The sequence below is a fragment of the Streptomyces callyspongiae genome, assembly GCF_047200695.1.
GTDB lineage: Bacteria > Actinomycetota > Actinomycetes > Streptomycetales > Streptomycetaceae > Streptomyces.
Window position 1 is genome coordinate 19178 of record NZ_JBJZOM010000025.1, and the last position, 18027, is coordinate 37204.

General features: G+C 72.4%; 16 protein-coding genes. 11 read left to right on the top strand and 5 right to left on the bottom strand.

Going from position 1 to position 18027, the window contains the following annotated elements; all coding sequences use genetic code 11:
• The first annotated feature begins 46 nt into the window (after nt 1–46).
• The 10 genes from ACL06G_RS20125 (at nt 47) to hpnH (ending at nt 10997) form a co-directional block, all read left to right on the top strand.
• The gene (locus ACL06G_RS20125) at nt 47–892 is read left to right on the top strand and encodes a glycosyltransferase family 2 protein (protein ID WP_412787285.1); all 846 of its coding nucleotides are present in this window, start codon (nt 47–49) and stop codon (nt 890–892) included.
• Nucleotides 893–958: 66 nt separating this feature from the next.
• On the top strand, nt 959–1903 hold the full coding sequence (locus ACL06G_RS20130; protein WP_412787249.1) for an ABC transporter permease: 945 nt from the start codon (nt 959–961) through the stop codon (nt 1901–1903).
• On the top strand, nt 1896–2714 hold the full coding sequence (locus ACL06G_RS20135; protein ID WP_412787250.1) for an ABC transporter ATP-binding protein: 819 nt from the start codon (nt 1896–1898) through the stop codon (nt 2712–2714). Before ACL06G_RS20130 ends, ACL06G_RS20135 begins: the two co-directional genes overlap by 8 nt.
• A 118-nt stretch (nt 2715–2832) precedes the next feature.
• The gene (gene hpnC, locus ACL06G_RS20140) at nt 2833–3741 is read left to right on the top strand and encodes a squalene synthase HpnC (RefSeq protein WP_412787251.1); all 909 of its coding nucleotides are present in this window, start codon (nt 2833–2835) and stop codon (nt 3739–3741) included.
• A gap of 7 nt (nt 3742–3748) precedes the next feature.
• On the top strand, nt 3749–4738 hold the full coding sequence (hpnD, locus tag ACL06G_RS20145) for a presqualene diphosphate synthase HpnD (protein WP_412836442.1): 990 nt from the start codon (nt 3749–3751) through the stop codon (nt 4736–4738).
• On the top strand, nt 4735–6192 hold the full coding sequence (gene hpnE / locus ACL06G_RS20150) for a hydroxysqualene dehydroxylase HpnE (protein WP_412836443.1): 1458 nt from the start codon (nt 4735–4737) through the stop codon (nt 6190–6192). The genes hpnD and hpnE overlap by 4 nt, the downstream gene beginning before the upstream one ends.
• Nucleotides 6189–7325, top strand: coding sequence for a polyprenyl synthetase family protein (locus tag ACL06G_RS20155; RefSeq protein WP_412787254.1), 1137 nt, complete (start codon nt 6189–6191; stop codon nt 7323–7325). The genes hpnE and ACL06G_RS20155 overlap by 4 nt, the downstream gene beginning before the upstream one ends.
• Nucleotides 7326–7338: 13 nt before the next feature.
• Nucleotides 7339–9315, top strand: coding sequence for a squalene--hopene cyclase (gene shc / locus ACL06G_RS20160; RefSeq protein ID WP_412836444.1), 1977 nt, complete (start codon nt 7339–7341; stop codon nt 9313–9315).
• Nucleotides 9312–9968: a phosphorylase family protein gene (locus ACL06G_RS20165; protein ID WP_412787256.1), complete on the top strand. Its 657-nt coding sequence runs from the start codon at nt 9312–9314 to the stop codon at nt 9966–9968. The genes shc and ACL06G_RS20165 overlap by 4 nt, the downstream gene beginning before the upstream one ends.
• A gap of 6 nt (nt 9969–9974) precedes the next feature.
• The gene (hpnH, locus tag ACL06G_RS20170; RefSeq protein WP_412787257.1) at nt 9975–10997 is read left to right on the top strand and encodes an adenosyl-hopene transferase HpnH; all 1023 of its coding nucleotides are present in this window, start codon (nt 9975–9977) and stop codon (nt 10995–10997) included.
• A 33-nt stretch (nt 10998–11030) separates the two neighbouring features.
• Here hpnH and ACL06G_RS20175 read toward each other — a convergent pair whose 3' ends face one another.
• The 3 genes from ACL06G_RS20175 to ACL06G_RS20185 form a co-directional block, all read right to left on the bottom strand.
• Nucleotides 11031–11825: a tyrosine-protein phosphatase gene (locus ACL06G_RS20175; RefSeq protein ID WP_412787258.1), complete on the bottom strand. Its 795-nt coding sequence runs from the start codon at nt 11823–11825 to the stop codon at nt 11031–11033.
• A gap of 164 nt (nt 11826–11989) precedes the next feature.
• Nucleotides 11990–14197: a putative bifunctional diguanylate cyclase/phosphodiesterase gene (locus ACL06G_RS20180; RefSeq protein WP_412787259.1), complete on the bottom strand. Its 2208-nt coding sequence runs from the start codon at nt 14195–14197 to the stop codon at nt 11990–11992.
• Nucleotides 14194–15018, bottom strand: coding sequence for an SAM-dependent methyltransferase (locus ACL06G_RS20185; RefSeq protein ID WP_412836451.1), 825 nt, complete (start codon nt 15016–15018; stop codon nt 14194–14196). Before ACL06G_RS20185 ends, ACL06G_RS20180 begins: the two co-directional genes overlap by 4 nt.
• 415 nt (nt 15019–15433) lie before the next feature.
• Here ACL06G_RS20185 and ACL06G_RS20190 point away from each other — a divergent pair, with 415 nt between their 5' ends.
• The gene (locus ACL06G_RS20190; RefSeq protein WP_412787260.1) at nt 15434–15793 is read left to right on the top strand and encodes a DUF6343 family protein; all 360 of its coding nucleotides are present in this window, start codon (nt 15434–15436) and stop codon (nt 15791–15793) included.
• 22 nt (nt 15794–15815) lie between these two features.
• On the opposite strand, the gene ACL06G_RS20195 is transcribed toward ACL06G_RS20190, so the two are convergent.
• Together ACL06G_RS20195 and ACL06G_RS20200 are read right to left on the bottom strand one after the other, a co-directional pair.
• The gene (locus tag ACL06G_RS20195) at nt 15816–17222 is read right to left on the bottom strand and encodes a sulfatase family protein (protein ID WP_412836445.1); all 1407 of its coding nucleotides are present in this window, start codon (nt 17220–17222) and stop codon (nt 15816–15818) included.
• On the bottom strand, nt 17219–17911 hold the full coding sequence (locus ACL06G_RS20200) for a DUF6227 family protein (protein ID WP_412836446.1): 693 nt from the start codon (nt 17909–17911) through the stop codon (nt 17219–17221). The genes ACL06G_RS20195 and ACL06G_RS20200 overlap by 4 nt, the downstream gene beginning before the upstream one ends.
• Nucleotides 17912–18027: the final 116 nt, after the last annotated feature.

Consider the following 18027-nt stretch of genomic DNA (forward strand, 5'->3'; position numbering starts at 1 on the left):
GCGTCCGGTGGAGGCCGAACCGTCGGTCGGCGCGGTGGTGCTCACCATGGGCAACCGGCCCGAGGAACTGCGTGCGCTGCTCGCGTCGGTCGCCGCGCAGGAGGGTGCGCCGATCGAGGTCGTGGTCGTGGGTAACGGCGCACCGTTGCCCACGTTGCCCGCAGGTGTACGGACGGTCGAACTTCCGGAAAACCTCGGTATCCCCGGTGGCCGCAATGTCGGGATCGAGGCGTTCGGGCCGGGCGGATGCGAGGTCGACATCCTGCTCTTCCTCGACGACGACGGTCTGCTGGCCCGCAAGGACACCGCACGGCTGTGCCGCGAGGCGTTCGCCGCCGACCGGGAGTTGGGCATCATCAGCTTCCGCATCGCCGATCCCGACACCGGCGCGACGCAGCGCCGCCATGTGCCCAGGCTGCGGGCCTCGGACCCGTTGCGCCCCTCTCGTGTGACCACGTTCCTGGGCGGCGCGAATGCCGTCCGTACCGCGGTGTTCCAGCAGGTCGGGGGCCTTCCGGACGACTTCTTCTATGCCCACGAGGAGACCGACCTGGCCTGGCGGGCCCAGGACGCGGGCTGGGCGATCGACTACCGGCCGGACATGGTGCTGTACCACCCGACGACGCTGCCGAGCAGACATGCGGTGTATCACCGTATGGTGGCTCGCAACCGTGTTTGGCTGGCCCGGCGCAACCTGCCGGCGCCGCTCGTCCCGGTCTACCTGGCCGTGTGGCTGCTCCTGACCCTGGCGCGGCGGCCGTCCCGCCCCGCGCTGCGGGCCTGGCTGGGCGGGTTCCGGGAGGGGTGGACCACACCGTGCGGTCCGCGTCGCCCGCTGCGGTGGCGGACGGTGTGGCGCATGACCCGGCTGGGCCGACCACCGGTGATCTGACAAGCTCCGGTCTGAGAGCATCGGGCCGGGGCCACCACTGGCAGAGTGTGAGGACGAAGTTTCAACGTGAGCGAGACAACGCACGACGGTGCGGTCGCCGTGAACCCCCCGCCATCACCGGACGACGGCCTGTCCCCGGCAGAGCTGGCGGCGAAGTACGGCCTGACGGTGAGCGGTGTGCGGCCCCCCTTGCCGGAGTACGTCCGGCAGCTCTGGGCCCGGCGCCACTTCATCCTCACCTTCTCCCGGGCCAAGCTGCACGCGCAGTACGCCAACGCGAAGCTGGGGCAGCTCTGGCAGGTCACCACCCCGCTGCTCAACGCGGGCGTCTACTTCCTGATCTTCGGGATGCTGCTGGGCGGCCGGCAGGGTGTGCCGGGCGGGAAGGAGAACTACGTCCCGTTCCTGGTGACGGGCGTGTTCCTGTGGACCTTCACCCAGACCTCGGTGCTCAGCGGGGCGCGCTCCATCTTCAACAACCTGGGCCTGGTGCGGGCCCTGCACTTCCCGCGGGCGGCGCTGCCGATCTCCTTCGCGCTGCAGCAGCTGCAGCAGCTGCTGTACTCCATGATCGTGCTCTGCGTCATCATGGTCGGCTTCGGCGAGTACCCGGACTGGTCGTGGTTCTTCGCCGTCCCGGTGCTGGCGACCCAGCTCGTCTTCAACACGGGTCTCGCGCTCACCATGGCCCGGCTGGGCAGCGAGACCCCGGACCTGGCGCAGCTGCTGCCGTTCGTGCTGCGCACCCTCATGTACGGCTCCGGTGTGCTCTTCCCGCTGCACTACATGATCACCGAGCGGGCCAACGCACCGGTGTGGATCGCCGAGCTGCTGCAGTACAACCCGGCCGCGATCTACATGGACCTGATGCGCCGCGCCTTCATCGAGGAGTACACGATGGGGTACGTCGCGCCGAACGCGTGGTTCGCCGCGGTCGGCTGGGCCCTGCTGGTCGGCGTCTTCGGATTCGTGTTCTTCTGGAGGGCGGAGGAGCGGTATGGCCGTGGCTGAGCAGCACCGGGAGAAGACAGCGGACTCCGAGGTCCCCGAGGTCACCGAGCTGGGTGAGCCGACGGTGGTCGTCGACGACCTGCACATCGTCTACCGCGTCAACGGAGCGCCGAAGGGCAAGGGCGGTGCCACGGTCGCGCTGAACCGCATGCTCCGGCGCACCGAGGAGGCCGGTGCCCGCGAGGTGCACGCGGTGCGCGGCGTGAGTTTCACCGCCCGTCGCGGCGAGGCCATCGGGCTCATCGGCTCCAACGGGTCCGGCAAGTCGACCCTGCTCAAGGCGGTGGCGGGCCTGATCCCGGCCGAGAGCGGGCGGGTCTACACCAACGGCCAGCCCTCGCTGCTCGGAGTGAACGCCGCGCTGATGAACGACCTCACCGGTGAGCGCAACATCGTCCTCGGCGGTCTCGCGATGGGCATGACGCGCGAGCAGATCCGGGAGCGCTACCAGGGCATCGTCGACTTCTCGGGGATCAACGAGAAGGGCGACTTCATCACGCTGCCGATGCGCACCTACTCCTCCGGCATGTCGGCCCGGCTCCGGTTCTCCATCGCCGCCGCGAAGGACCACGACGTGCTGATGATCGACGAGGCGCTCGCCACCGGTGACCCCCGGTTCCGCAAGCGCTCCGAGCGACGCATCAAGGAGCTGCGCAAGGAGGCCGGCACCGTCTTCCTGGTCAGCCACAACAACCGGTCCATCAGGGCCACGTGCACCCGCGTCCTCTGGCTCGAGCACGGCGCACTGCGCATGGACGGCCCGACGGAGGAGGTCCTGAAGGCGTACCGGGAGTTCAACCGGAAGGGCTGATGCGCGGCCCGGGGAGCAGCCGGCGACGGGTCCCCCGGGCGGCGTGTCCCAAATGGGTCATTTAGCCATGAGGGTGTAAAAACGGACACGTGACGGTTCCGGATCATGGCAGCCCGCAGTGACCGCGCAAGCGGACCAGCACGTGCGCGCCGTGCTGGAGAAGGCTGCGCAGGAGAACTTCCCCGTGGCCCCGCGGATGCTTCCGCGGGCGTGGCGGCGCGACCTCATGGCCGTCTACGGCTACGCCCGGCTCGTCGACGACATCGGCGACGGCGACCTCGCCCCCGGCGGGCGTGACGCAGCGGTCCTCGGCCTCACGTCCGCGGAGGCCGACGACCGACTCGTACTGCTCGACGCGCTCGAGGCCGACCTCCACCGCGTCTTCGACGCCACCGGCCGCGCGCGGGGCGGGCCACGGCACCCGCTCCTCGCCGCGCTGGAGCCCGCGGTGCGCGAGCGCGGCGTTCCCCGCGAACCGTTCCTCGCTCTCATCGACGCCAACCGGCAGGACCAGAAGGTGCGCCGCTACGAGACCTTCGCCGGCCTCGTCCGCTACTGCGAACTCTCCGCGAACCCCGTCGGGCGCCTCGTACTCGCCGTCACCGGCACCGCCACACCCGAGCGGGTCCGGCACTCGGACGCGATCTGCACCGCGCTGCAGGTCGTCGAACACCTCCAGGACGTGGCCGAGGACCTGCGCCGCGACCGGATCTATCTTCCCGGTGAGGACATGGCCCGCTTCGGAGTGTCCGAGGCCGACCTGGGAGCTCCCTCGGCCGGTGCCTCCCTCCGTGCGCTGATCGCCTACGAGTGCGCCCGCGCCCAGCGGCTCCTCGGGCAGGGCAGCCCGCTGGTGCGCACGGTGGAGGGCCGACTGCGGCTGCTGCTCGCCGGATACGTCGGCGGCGGGCGCGCCACGCTCGCCGCGATCCGCCGGGCGGGTTACGACGTCCTTCCCGGACCTCCGAAGCCCACCACCGCCGGGCTGCTGCGCGGTGTCGGGACGGCACTGCGAAGAGAGGGGTGACCGAAGCGTGGTCAGGGACCGGTCCGAGCAGCAACTGCCCCCGCCCGTCCTCGCGGCGTACACGTACTGCGAGGCCGTCACAGGGGCGCAGGCGCGGAACTTCAGTTACGGCATCCGCCTCCTGCCGCCGGGGAAGCGGCGCGCCATGTCCGCTCTCTACGCCTTTTCACGCCGCGTCGACGACGTCGGTGACGGGCCGTTGGCACGGCAGGAGAAGGAGGCCCGACTCGCGGACGCGCGCGCCCTGCTCGACCGTGTCCGCGCCGGTCTGGTGGACGAGGACGACACCGACCCGGTGGCGGTCGCACTCGGACACACCGCCCACCGGTATCCCGTGCCGCTCTCCGCACTGGACGAGCTGATCGACGGCGTGCTCATGGACGTCCGGGGCCGCGCCTACGGCTCCTGGGAGGAACTGCGCGAGTACTGCCGCTGCGTCGCCGGTGCGGTGGGACGCCTCTCGCTCGGTGTCTTCGGCACCGCCACGGGCCCGGGACCGCCCGCGGTCGCCGAGGGCGCGGACGGCGCCCGGCAGGCCGCCCGCGCCGCCGAGTACGCCGACACCCTGGGACTGGCTCTGCAGTTGACCAACATTCTCCGCGACGTGCGGGAGGACGCCGGGTGCGGACGTTCCTACCTGCCCGCCGAGGACCTCGAGAAGTTCGGGTGCTCCGGCGGCCTCCTCTCCCACCCGCCGCAGCCGGACGCCGACATCGCCGGCCTGGTCCGTTTCGAGGTGTGTCGCGCCCGCACACTCTTCGACGAGGGGTATCGTCTGCTGCCCATGCTCGACCGCCGCTCCGGTGCCTGCGTCGCCGCCATGGCGGGCATCTACCACCGCCTGCTCGACCGCATCTCCCGCGATCCGCTCGCCGTGCTCCGCGGCCGTGTCTCCCTGCCCTCCCGGGAGAAGGCCTACGTCGCACTGCGCGGCCTCGCAGGAAGCGACGCCCGTCACGCCGCCCGGCGCACCGCCCCCTTGGAGGCGGCCCGGTGACTGACGAGCACCCCCCGAGCACCACGCCGCCCGGCCGCCGCAGGCGAGCCGTGGTCGTGGGCGGCGGTCTCGCGGGGACCACGGCCGCTCTGCGCCTGGCGGACGCCGGGGCGGACGTCACGCTGCTGGAGTCCCGGCCGAGGCTGGGCGGACTCGCCTTCTCCTTCCGGCGCGACTCGGCCGCGGGATCGCTGACCGTGGACAACGGCCAGCACGTCCACCTGCGCTGCTGCACCGCCTACCAGTGGTTCCTGGAACGCATCGGCGCTTCGGAGCAGGCTCCGCTCCAGCGGCGCCTCGACGTTCCCGTACTCGACGCCGCGACAGGCAGGCTCGGCCGCATCCGCCGGACCCGGCTGCCCGTCCCGCTCCACCTGGCCGCCGGACTCGCCCGCTATCCGCACCTGACGCACGCGGAGCGTGCCGGCGCCGCCCGCGCGGCACTGGCTCTCCACAGCCTCGATCCCGCGGACACGGGGCTGGACGGCACCGACTTCGCGAGCTGGTTGCACCGGCAGCGCCAGACCCCGCGTGCCGTCGAGGCGCTGTGGGACCTCATCGGCCTGGCCACACTCAACGCCCGCGCCCCGCAGGCCTCCCTGGCACTCGCCGTCATGGTGCTCCGTACCGGCCTGCTGTCCGCGCCCGGCGCGGCCGACATCGGCGTCGCCCGGACACCCCTCGGAACCCTCCACGACACCCTCGCCCGCGCGGCTCTGGACCGGGCAGGTGTACGCACCCACCTGCGGACCCGGGTGCACTCGATCACGCCGACGGACGGCTCGGCCGGCTCGACCGGCTGGCGCGTGTCGGCCGCCACGGCCGGAGGCGGCGCCACCGGAGTACCGGCCGACACCGTGATCCTCGCCGTCCCGCACACCGAGGCCCACCGGCTCCTCCCCAAAGGCGCGCTTACGGAGCCCGACCGCATCCTGGGACTCGGGTCCTCGCCCATCCTCAACATCCACGTTGTGTACGACCGCCGGGTGCTCCACCAGCCCTTCCTGGCTGCGCTGGCAAGCCCCGTGCAGTGGGTGTTCGACCGCACGGCCCCCTCCGGACTCACAGGAGAGGGGCAGTACCTCGCGCTCTCCCAGTCGGCCGCCCATCAGGAGATCGACAGCCCCGTCTCCGTGCTCCGCCGCCGCTACCTGCCCGCACTGGAGCACCTGCTGCCGGCGGCGCACGGCGCACGGGTACGGGACTTCTTCGTCACCCGGGAACGGCGGGCCACCTTCGCGCCCGCTCCGGGGACGGCCCGGCTGCGGCCGGGAAGCCGTACGAACCTGCCCGGTGTCCACCTCGCCGGTGCTTGGACCGATACTGGCTGGCCGGCGACCATGGAGAGTGCCGTACGGAGCGGCATTACCGCTGCACGAACGGCTCTCGAGGTTGCAGGATGTCCGCGCGACGCCGAAACATCGCACCGCATCGAGAGAAGGGCCGTGGCATGAGCGCCACCACCGAACGCGCAGGAGACGCCGCGACGGCGGCGACCGGGGGAGTCCGGGCGGACGGGACGGATCCGGCGGGACCGGCTCCCGAGGACACGGCGCGGGTCGACGCGCTGCTCGAGCGTGGCCGCACCCTTGCCACGCCGATGCTGCGCACCGTCGTGGACCGGCTGGCACCGCCCATGGACACCGTCGCCGCCTACCACTTCGGGTGGATCGACGCCCAGGGCGCCGCCTCGCAGTCCGACGGCGGCAAGGCCGTACGGCCCTCCCTGGTCCTGCTGGCGGCAGAAGCGGTCGGCGCGCCCGCGGAGGCGGCCCTCCCGGGAGCCGTCGCAGTCGAGTTGGTGCACAACTTCTCACTGCTCCACGACGACCTGATGGACGGCGACGAGCAGCGCCGCCACCGGGACACGGTGTGGAAGGTGCACGGACCGGCCCAGGCCGTCCTCGTGGGCGACGCGTTGTTCGCCCTCGCCAATGAAATACTGCTGGAGCCGGGCACCGCGGAGGCCGGCCGGGCCGCGCGGCGCCTCGCCGGAGCCAGCCGCAAGCTGATCGACGGTCAGGCGCAGGACATCTCCTACGAGCACCGCGAGCAGGTGACGGTGGAGGAGTGCCTGCGCATGGAGGGCAACAAGACCGGGGCACTCCTGGCCTGCTCCACCGCGATCGGTGCCGTGCTCGGGGGAGCCGACGAAGCCACCGCGGACGCGCTGGAGGACTACGGCTTCCACCTCGGGCTGGCCTTCCAGGCCGTCGACGACCTGCTGGGCATCTGGGGCGACCCGGCCGCCACCGGCAAGCGGGCCTGGAGCGATCTGCGGCAGCGCAAGAAGTCCCTGCCCGTCTCCGCCGCTCTCGCGGCACCGGGTGAGGCAGCCCGGAAACTCGCGGAGATCATGACGGCCGACGCGAAGAAGAGCCAGGCAGATTTCGAGGACTTCGACGAGGCCGAGTTCGCCGCGCGGGCCGCCCTGATCGAGGAGGCGGGCGGCCGAGCATGGACCGCCCGTGAGGCGCGTCGCCAGCATGCCGGAGCGATCGCCGCACTGGACCGTGTCGACATGCCGCACGACGTGCGCGAGCAGTTCACCGCGCTCGCCGACTTCGTGGTCGTGAGGCAAGGGTGAGGAAGGTGAAGCGATGACCACCACAGCCGGGCCCGGCAGCAGTGCGCCGACTGCCGGGAGCCTCGCGCATATCCACGGCACCCCCGTGCGTGAGGCGGCCGCGACGGCCGCCTCACGGGCGGTCGAACACCTGCTGGCCCGGCAGCACGCCGAGGGATGGTGGAAGGGGGACCTCGAGACCAACGTCACGATGGATGCCGAGGACCTCCTGCTGCGCGAGTTCCTCGGCATCCGGGACCGCGCCACCACCGAAAGAAGCGCGCGCTGGATCCGCTCCCGGCAACGCGCGGACGGCACCTGGGCGACGTTCCACGCCGGGCCCGGCGACCTGTCCACCACCGTGGAGGCCTATGTCGCCCTCCGCCTGGCCGGTGACGCCCCCGACGCGCCGCACATGTCCTCGGCGTCGGACTGGGTGCGCGCGCAGGGCGGTATCGCCGCGACCCGCGTGTTCACCAGGATCTGGCTCGCGCTCTTCGGCTGGTGGCGGTGGGAGGACCTGCCGGAGCTCCCGCCGGAGATGATCTACCTGCCCCGCTGGTTTCCGCTGAACATCTACGACTTCGGCAGCTGGGCACGGCAGACCATCGTTCCGCTCACCGTGGTCTCCGCACACCGCCCCGTACGGCCGGGGCCGTTCGCACTGGACGAGTTGCACAGCGACCCCGCCGACCCGTACCCGGCCCCGGGGCGCAGCCCGTCGGGGCTCACCTGGGACGGCGTCTTCCACCGCATCGACCGCGCCCTGCACGCCTACCGGGACGTCGCCGTGCGGCCCCTGCGGCGGGCCGCCCTGCGCGCCGCGGGCCGCTGGATCGTGGAGCGCCAGGAGAACGACGGCTGCTGGGGCGGCATCCAGCCCCCGGCCGTCTACTCGGTCATCGCGCTCCACCTCCTCGGCTACGACCTGGACCACCCGGTGCTCCGCGCCGGCCTCGACTCGCTGGACCGCTTCGCGGTGCTGCGGGACGGTCCGGACGGCTCCGTCCGCATGGTCGAGGCGTGCCAGTCACCGGTGTGGGACACCTGCCTGGCCACGCTGGCCCTCGCCGACGCGGGGCTGCCCGCCGACCATCCCGCACTGCTGAAGGCCGCGGACTGGATGCTCGGCGAGGAAGTCACCCGCCGCGGGGACTGGGCCGTTCGCCGTCCCCGGCTGGCGCCCGGGGGCTGGGCCTTCGAGTTCCACAACGAGACCTACCCGGACCTCGACGACACCGCGGAAGTGGTGCTGGCCCTGCGGCGGCTGCGGCACCCGGACCCGGCACGGGTGGACGCGGCGGTCTCCCGAGCGGTGCGCTGGTGCCTGGGGATGCAGTCGCGGGACGGCTCCTGGGGCGCCTTCGACGCGGACAACACCAGCAGCCTGCCGGGCCGTCTGCCGTTCTGCGACTTCGGCGAGGTCATCGACCCGCCGTCGGCGGACGTCACCGCCCACGTGGTGGAGATGCTGGCCGCGGAGGGACACGCGGGACACCCGGCGACGCGCAGAGCCGTCCGCCGGCTGCTCGCCGAACAGGAGGCGAGCGGCTCCTGGTTCGGGAGGTGGGGCGTCAACCACCTCTACGGCACAGGGGCCGTCGTACCCGCCCTGACGGCTGCCGGGATTCCGCAGGAGCATCCCGCCGTGCGCCGCGCGGTCGACTGGCTGGAGACGGTACAGAACGAGGACGGCGGATGGGGCGAGGACCTGCGCTCCTACCGGGGACCGGAGTGGGTCGGACGCGGCGCCTCCACCGCCTCCCAGACGGGATGGGCGCTGCTGGCCCTGCTCGCCGCGGGCGAGCGCGACTCCGAGGCGGTCCGTGGCGGTGTGCGGTGGCTGGCTGCCACGCAGAACGAGGACGGCTCCTGGGACGAGCCGTACTTCACCGGAACCGGCTTCCCCTGGGACTTCTCCATCAACTACCACCTCTACCGGCAGGTCTTCCCGCTCAACGCCCTGGGCCGGTACCTGCACGGCACCCCGGAGTCCCGGACCGCCGCATGACGGCACCGCACCGCACCGAGCCGGGGCCCCTGCTCGTGACCTGCGCGCTCCGCATCGAGCGGTTCGCCCTGGGACGGGGAGCGCGGCCGGAGGACGGCACGCGGATCCTCCGCACCGGCATGGGGCCGCGGGCCGCCCGGCGCGGTGTGCTCCGCGCGCTCTCCGGGGAGTCCGGGGTGTCCGGGGAGGGTGCCTCCGTCCGGACCGCTGTGGCGGCCACCGGATTCTGCGCGGGCCTCGTGCCCGGGATGCGCCCGGGCGACCTGGTGCTCGCCGAGGAGGTCCGGGACGGCGGGACTGTCGTGCCCTGTACCGGTACCGCCGCGCTCACGGAGGCCCTGGCCCCGCTCGGCACCCTGCACACCGGAACGCTCGCCGGCACCGACCACGTGGTGCGGGGCGCCGAGCGTGCCGCCCTGCGCCGGAGCGGAGCGCTCGCCGTCGACATGGAGTCGGCGGCCACCCTCGGCACGGCCGCGGACACCGCTCCCCAGCGCCCGGTGACGGCCGTACGGGTGGTGGTGGACGCTCCCGGCCACGAACTGCTGCGGGTCGGCACCCTCGGGGGAGGGATATCGGCGTTCCGTGTTCTGAGCACGCTCCTGCCGGCACTCCTCGCCTGGCACCGATCCCTGCAGCTCCCCCGGAGGTGAGCCGCCATGGCCATGCCGCTCCGTCAGACCGTCCGCATCGGCACCTACCTCGCCCAGCAGAAGCTCCGAGGGCGGGAGAAGTTCCCCCTCATCGTCGAGCTCGAACCGCTCTACGCCTGCAACCTCGCCTGCGAGGGATGCGGCAAGATCCAGCACCCGGCAGGAGTCCTCAAACAGCGCATGCCCGTGGCGCAGGCGGTCGGCGCCGTGCTGGAGTCGGGTGCCCCCATGGTCTCCATCGCGGGCGGCGAACCTCTCATGCACCCGCAGATCCACGAGATCGTGCGGCAGCTGGTCGCGCGTCGCAAGTACGTCTTCCTGTGCACCAACGCCATGCTGCTCCGCAAGAAGCTCGACGGCTTCGCCCCCTCGCCGTACTTCGCCTTCGCCGTGCACATCGACGGACTGCGGGAGCGCCACGACGAGTCCGTCGCGAAGGAGGGCGTCTTCGACGAGGCCGTCGCCGCGATCAGGGAGGCCCAGCGCCGCGGCTTCCGGGTCACCACCAACTCCACGTTCTTCAACACCGACACCCCGCAGACCGTCGTGGACGTGCTGAACTACCTCAACGACGAACTCCGCGTGGACGAGATGATGATCTCTCCCGCCTACGCCTACGAGAAGGCACCTGACCAGGAGCACTTCCTGGGAGTCGAGCAGACCCGGGAACTCTTCCGCAAGGCGTTCGCCGGGGGCAACCGCCGCCGCTGGCGCCTCAACCACAGCCCCCTCTTCCTCGACTTCCTGGAGGGCCGGGCGGACTTCCCCTGCACCGCCTGGGCGATCCCGAACTACTCGCTGTTCGGATGGCAGCGCCCGTGCTATCTGATGAGCGACGGCTACGTGACGACGTACCGGGAGCTGGTGGAGGAGACGGACTGGGAGGCCTACGGACGGGGCCGGGACGCCCGCTGCGCGAACTGCATGGCGCACTGCGGCTACGAGCCGACGGCGGTGTTCGCGACGATGGGATCGCTGAAGGAGTCGCTGCGGGCGATGCGGGACACGGCGGGTGCCGCGAAGCGCTGAACCCGGGCGCGGTGTCTCGCGCGGCCCCTGCCGTCAGCCCTCGAGCAGCCGCTCCCGGAGCCGCTCGCGGGTGCCGTCCGACAGTGCGAGCCCCTCCCGGAGATAGGCGTCCACGCCGCCCCAGGTCTCCCGGATGGTGTCGTAGGCGGCAGCCAGGTACGCGGCGCGGGCGTCGAACAACGGAGCCAGCAGCTCCCGCACCTCCGGCGACAGTCCGCCCTCGGCGTGCTTCGCCCGGTGGATCCGGTAGCGGCGGTGCGGCGAGTTGGAGCTGAGGTAGTCCGCCTCGACGGCCTCCTCGTCCACCCCGACCGCCAGCAGGGTGATCGCGACCGTCAGCCCTGCCCGGTCCTTCCCCGCGGCGCAGTGCATCAGCGCAGGCACACTGTCCTCGGCGACGGCGTGCAGCACCCGGCTGTGCTCCGCCGTGCGCTGCAGGACGAGGGCGCGGTACGAGGACCGCATCCGGGCCTCGCCCTGCCCCTCGGACAGCGCGGCGCGCAGCTGCGCCATGTCCCCCTCGCGGATCATTCGCCAGAACTCCGCACCCTCGGCGGGGTCCGTGAGGGGCACGTTCAGGTTCCGCACGCCCGGCAGATCCGCGTCGGGGCCCTCCAGCGCCTGGTCGGCCGCGTTGCGGAAATCGAAGATGGTGTGCAGCCCGAGACCGCCGAGGAAAGCCACGTCCTCGGCGGTGGCGTGCGCCAGATGGCCGCTGCGGAAGAGCACCCCCGGCCGGACCCGCCGGCCGTCGGCGGCGGGCAACCCGCCGACGTCGCGGAAGTTGCGCACTCCGGTGAGCTGCGGCTCGTTCGGCTGCTCCGTCACGTGCTCTCCTCCGGGCCGGGTGGCTGTCGTCGGGTCCTGCCGACCCTACGGCACCCGCCCGGGACTCGGTCCGCCTCCCGGCGGCAGCCACGTACCGCCACCGGCCCCTCACCCCCTGCGCGGGAGCCTCCGGTGCCCGCGGCAGCGGTCCCGGCGGAGTTCCCTCAGGAAGCAGCCGCCCAGGCGGCCACCAGATCGTCCGCGGCAGTGGGGCGGGCGTAGTACCAGCCCTGCCCGGTGTCGCAGCCCAGCTCGCGCAGGGTCCGGGCCTGGGACTCGGTCTCCACACCCTCCACGGTGACCCGCAGCCCGAGGGAGTGCGCCAGGGAGATGATGCCTCCCACGAAGGTCACGTCCGTCTCGTCCGCGGGATGCCGCTGCAACCCCTGGGTGAAGGAGCGGTCGAGCTTCAGCGTGGTCGCGGGCAGCCGGCGCAGGTTGGCCAGGTTCGAGTAGCCGGTTCCGAAGTCGTCCAGCGCGATGTCCACGCCCAGTTCGGCGAGCTGCCGCAGCGGCTTCAGCTCGTCCTCGTCGGCGCCGATCAGCGCGCTCTCGGTCACCTCCAGGCACAGCGCCTCGGGGGTGATGCCCGAGGCCTCCAGCACCGCCATGGTGTCCTTCACCAGGTCGGGGTGGTGCAGCTGCCGCGGGGAGAGGTTGACGTTGACGCGCAGCGTCCCGTCCCACGCCCCGAGCACGGGATGGTCGCGCCACACACAGGCCTGCCGCACCGACTCCTCCAGCACCCAGCGGCCCAACGGGACGATCAGTCCGGTGTGCTCCGCGAGGGGGATGAACCGGTCCGGCCCGAGTCTCCCGTGCACCGGATGCTCCCAGCGCACCAGCGCCTCCGCGCCGTTCAGCCGACCGTCGCTCATCCGTATCAGCGGCTGGTACTCGAGGAAGAACTCGCCGCGCTCCAGGGCGCCGGGAAGGTGGTTGGTGAGACTGTGCCGGTCGATCGCCCGGGCGTCCGACACGGGGTCGGCCAGCTCGTAGCGGTTTCCGCCCGCATCCTTGGCCCGGTACATCGTGATGTCCGCGCTGCGCATCACCTCGGCGGGGCTCAACTCGCCCCTGCGGCCCTCGACGATGCCGATGCTGGCGCGCACCGACAGGTCCCGGCCGTCGACCGTGACGGGCGTGGCCAGGGCAGCCAGGGCCTGCCGCGCCACCTCCACGACCTCCTCCCGCCCGGACGGGTTGCCGATGAGCGCCACGAACTCGTCCCCGCCGATACGGGCCACCAGATGGTGGGGAGCGGAGGCGCAGGACTGCAGCCGCTCCGCCACCGACACCAGCAACTGGTCGCCGACCGAGTGCCCCAGACTGTCGTTGACGGCCTTGAATCCGTCGATGTCGAGATAGCACAGGCCGAAGGCGGCCTCGGTGTCGCCGTCGCCGGGAGCACCGGACCGCCCGTGGCCCGCCGCTCCGCGGCGACCGCCCCCGGACAGCAGTCGTTCCAGTCTCTCGGCGAACAGGGCCCGGTTGGGCAGGCCGGTCAACTCGTCGTGGGTCGCCTCGTACCGCAGCCGCAGGTGCAGCAGCCGGCGCTCGGTGATGTCCTCGAGCAGGGCCAGCTGGTACTTCGGCCTGCCCTCGGCGTCCCGCAGCAGCGACACCGTCAGGTTGGTCCACAGCACCGTGCCGTCCGGGCGCTGGTAGGGCTTCTCCACCCGGAAGTGGTCGCGCTCGCCCTGCACCAGCTCGCGGTGCATCCGCCACACCTCGGGAGCGTCACTGGGATGCACCCACTCGCTGACGTTCCGGCGCCGCATCTCCGCCTCGGAGGTCGCGAACATCCGCGCCAGTGCCCCGTTGACGTCCATGACACGCCCGTCCATGTCGGCGAGCCCGATGCCGATGGTCGCGTCCTTGAAGACGGCACGGAACCGCGTCTCACTGGCGTGCAGCGCCTCCTCGACGGCGGCCTGGGCGGCCAGCGCCGCGCGCGAGAGGGCCTCCTGCTCCGCGCGGGTGCGCTCCCGCAGGGCGCGTGAGAACCCGGAGGCGATCGCGTGCTGGAGCCGGGCGCAGCGGGCCCGGCCCTCCTCGACGGGCAACGGTTCCCCCGCGGTGCTGTACAGCACCAGGTACGACTCCACGACCCCGAGGATGTGCGGCAGCGCTTCCGGATCGGTGCAGTGCGCCGCGACGAGTGCCTCGCCCACCTCGCGGCCCGCGGCGGGGGAGAAGGGGTGTGCGTGCAGCGCCTCGCCCAACCGCGTCGCCAGGGGCCGGAGGTGGACCTCGAACTCCGCGCGCGTCATCGATGTGGCCGTCGCCGGGTAGATGGCGCGGCTCCAGATCGTCGCGAAGCGCCGCAGCCCGTCGGCGGCGGTTTCTCCCAGCTGCGGCGCGGAACTCACCCGCCGAGTCCCGCCTTGCGGCCCACGCCGGCGAAGCCGCTGAAGACCACGGGGTCGTCCTCTTCGACGGGCCCGTCCGGTCGCCACCGCGGCATGGACGTCAGGCCCGGCGGCACCAGTTCCCAGCCGTCGAAGAAGCGCTCCACGTCGTCCTTGGTGCGCATCAGCAGTGCGGATCCGAAACGCCGGTAGACGTCCGAGGTCCCGGCGCCACGGTCCGCGACGCGGTACTCGCCTTCTCCGGAGGCGTGCGTGATCACCATGACGCTCCCCTCCGGCAGGGCGTCGCGGAGGGCTGCCACGGCCCGGTACGGTTCGTCCGCGTCCTCGATGAAGTGGAGCAGGGCCACCAGCATGAGCGCCACGGGCCTGTCCAGGTCCAGCAGCCGCGCCACCTCGGTGCTCTCCAGGATGTCGCCCGGCGAGCGGAAGTCGGCCGACACCACGTCGGTGGCGTCGTTGTCCTGCAGCACAGCGCGGCTGTGGGCGACGGCCACCGGGTCGTTGTCCACGTACACGACCCGCGCGTCGGGGTGTTCCTGCTGCGCGACCTCATGGACGTTGCCGAAGGTCGGGATCCCGGAGCCGATGTCGAGGAACTGGGTCACGCCCTGCTCGACCGCGTACCGGATGGCGCGACGCATGAAAGCGCGGTTCGCCTTCATGACCTTCGGCAGACCCGGCCATGCCTCGATCGCGCGCCGCGCCGCCTCACGGTCCACTTCGAAGTTGTGGGAGCCGCCCAGGTAGTAGTCGTACATCCGCGACACACTCGGTACGGTCAGGTCTATCCCCTGTGGGGCCCAGGCGGGACGTTCCATCAAGGTCTCCAGCTCTCCTTCGGCGCCGATCCGGGTCAGAGGCTAGTGACCGTCGTCGACGGTGGCGAGGAATCATCATCTCAACGACTGGATCTTGTCACGAAGTCGGAGAAACCGGATCCCCCCGGGACGGAACTCCGTGCGGATCCTGCTCCTGCCGCGACGGACTCCCCCGGCCGGATGCCCCCACACGCGTGACGCCCCCTCAAGCACCACCGTACGCATCCGGTATGACGCGACGTCGGCACCGGGTTCGACGGGCGTCCGCCCCCTGAAGAACTCTCCGACTCTCCGGGGCCGCGAGCCCGCGGCGGCCGGGAGGGAGACGTGGCGGTTTCCGAGGGGACGGGGGACTACCCGCGGCGCGCACGGGCACCCGGACGACACCGGAGGTCCCGGAGAGGAGGTGCGCACCGTGCGGAACACCGGAGGGCAACACGACCGCGGGGGCCGAACGCCCCCGCCCGGTGTGCCCCGGTCCCGGTCCGGCTGGGTCGGGCGACGCCGGGAGCGGACCGGCACGGAGCCGGCGACGGCACGCAGCGCGCTCGGGCTGCGCCTCCTGCTGTCCTCCGTCTTCGTGCCGCTGTTCCTCGCCGGCACCGGCCTGTTCTGGTACTGGACGGAGCAGAGCGGTCCGCGGGACGTGCCCAGCAGCGACTCGCTGCGCGTTCTGGCGATCGTCTGCGCGATCCTCGCGTTCCTCTCGCTGCTGGACCTGATCGCCGTCCTGCGGCGCCGCCGCCGCGAACGCCGCGGCCCGGCCCGCCACTGATGCGCAGGGCTGCTGGGAGGGCTCAGCGGTGCCCGAAGCGGATGCCCTCCCACGGCAGCTCCCCGACCTGCGGCTCCGCTCGCCGGCCGGGGCGCCGGCGGCGCGGCGCGTCCTTCACCACCGGCGCCGCCTCCCCGGCCCGCTCCATCCACCGCAGCAGAGCCTTCCGAAGCTCGTCCGCCACGGACCGGTGCGAGGGCAGCCCGGCCAGATTGTCCAGCTCGTACGGATCGGCGGCCAGGTCGTACAGCTCCGACTCCACGTAACGGCGGGCGCCGCTGTCGCGCCACGGGTGCGCCTTGGGGGCGGTCACGGCGTACTTCCACCGCGAGGTTCGGACGGCCCGCCCCACCTGCGACTCGCTGATCTGGAGGAACACCTCCTCCGGGCGGCCGGGATCGGTTCCGCCCCCCACCAGGGGCAGGAACGACCGCCCCTGCACCGTCTCCGGTACCGCGACCCCGCAGGCGTCGAGGAGGGTGGGCATGAGGTCGAGGGTGCCGACGGGGCGGCGGATCGCACCGCCACCGTCGAAGCCCGGTCCGGTGAGCGCGAGCGGCACCCGGACGGCCGCTTCGTGCGCGCTGCGCTTGTACTCGGCGTTCCGCGTCCGGAAGTGGCTGCCGTGGTCGGAGGTCCACACCATGATGGTGTCCTCCAGCAGGTCGAGGCTCCGCAGCGCGTCCCTGAGCCTTCCGACGCCCTCGTCGACGCGCGCGATCTGCCCGAGGTAGCCGCCCAGGTGACGGTACGGGCCGCCCTGTGGCGCCGAGGGGCCGAGCGCGGCGAGGTCGGGGGGCACCCAGCGCCCCGCGAAACGCTCCGCGTACCCCTCGGGCGCGGGGTGGTCGTCCGTCGCGTTCTGGTGGTGGGGCTCCAGCAGGGAGAGGAACAACAGGAAGGGCTCGTCGTGGTGATCGGCGACGAACCGTACGGCGGCGTCGATCAGGGCGTCCGAGCGGTAGCCGGGCAGCCGGACCGGTTCGCCCCGCTCGTCGTACAGCACCGTGCGGTGGGCGGACGAGGTGAATTCGAGGATCTCGCTCGCCAGCCAGTGCCGGTAGCCCCCGCGGCGCTCCTCCGGCACCGGGCCGTGCCCGCCCGCCTCACCGGCCAGATGCCATTTTCCGAGGTACCCCGTCGCCCATCCGGCACCGCCGAGGCAGGTCGCGAGCGTCGGCAGTGCGGGATCGAGGGCCAGTCCGTTGCGGAAGACGCCGGTCGTCGTGGGAAAGCAACCGGTCTGCAGCGAGGCCCTGGCGGGAGCACATACCGGCTGCGGGGTGATCGCCTGCTCCACATGGGTGCCGGTGCGTGCCATCCGATCGAACACCGGGGTCGCGCCCGTGGGATTGCCGTGCACGCCGGTGGTGTCCCAGCGCTGCTGGTCCGTCAGCACCACTACGACGTTGGGGCGGCGCCCGCTCACGGCTCGACACTGCGCGCGCGGGCGTGGCGGTCCACTGCCCTCCCCGCGCCCGCGACGTCGGGATAGACCTCGCACACCAGCTCTCCGTCCAGGGTCAGATCGTGCTCCAGCTCGTACAGGCAGACCTCCGCCCCGTCGGAGAGGAGGAACGCGTGCTCGTACAGCGTGCACCACGGGTGACGTGCCGGAGGGCAGCCGCGCAGCCCCGGGAGCTGCGTGATGGCGTGGCCGCAGGCGCCGGACAGTGTCCGCAGCGTCTCCTCACCCGGCCGACCGGGATTGGCGGCGCGCCGTAACAGGCGCCGTGCATGATCGAAGGAACCGCGGCACGACCACGGGCGCCGCCGCACGGCGGCGGAGGGCGCGTGCTCCCCGGAGTGGCGGCCTCCCGGGGCGCGAAACTCCTCCTCGCGGAGTCGGACCTCGAACCGAGGGCCGCCGGCCGGGTGGTCGGCGTCGAACTGCCAGCGCTCCCAGAGGCTTTCCACGCTGCCGTCGGCCAGCAGGAAGGTGTGCCGATTGGTGCCGTGGCGCACCGCCCCGGGCGCCGTCCCCTGCGGTTCCACCTCGCACAGCAGCGCGTCCGACAGCCGCGCCCGTACGCGGCCCGGCACGGCGCGGGGATTGTGCACGCGCGCCAGCAGGACCTGAAGGTGCCGTGCCGGTGAAACCTCCGGCGTCACGCCCATGGGGAACCTCTTCTGCGCGAAGGACACGGACCCACCCCCGCGGGGCACTCACCGTAGCGCTCCCGCCGCGTTCCGGGGAGCCGTTCGACACGAACCCACCGCATCGGGCGGACTCG

Coding starts and splice junctions, on each gene's coding strand:
- ACL06G_RS20125 (WP_412787285.1), top strand. CDS start 47: ATGGGCAACCGGCCCGAGGAACTGCGTGCGCTGCTCGCGTCGGTCGCC.
- ACL06G_RS20155 (WP_412787254.1), top strand. CDS start 6,189: ATGAGCGCCACCACCGAACGCGCAGGAGACGCCGCGACGGCGGCGACC.
- shc (WP_412836444.1), top strand. CDS start 7,339: ATGACCACCACAGCCGGGCCCGGCAGCAGTGCGCCGACTGCCGGGAGC.
- ACL06G_RS20165 (WP_412787256.1), top strand. CDS start 9,312: ATGACGGCACCGCACCGCACCGAGCCGGGGCCCCTGCTCGTGACCTGC.
- hpnH (WP_412787257.1), top strand. CDS start 9,975: ATGGCCATGCCGCTCCGTCAGACCGTCCGCATCGGCACCTACCTCGCC.
- ACL06G_RS20185 (WP_412836451.1), bottom strand. CDS start 15,018: ATGGAACGTCCCGCCTGGGCCCCACAGGGGATAGACCTGACCGTACCG.
- ACL06G_RS20200 (WP_412836446.1), bottom strand. CDS start 17,911: ATGGGCGTGACGCCGGAGGTTTCACCGGCACGGCACCTTCAGGTCCTG.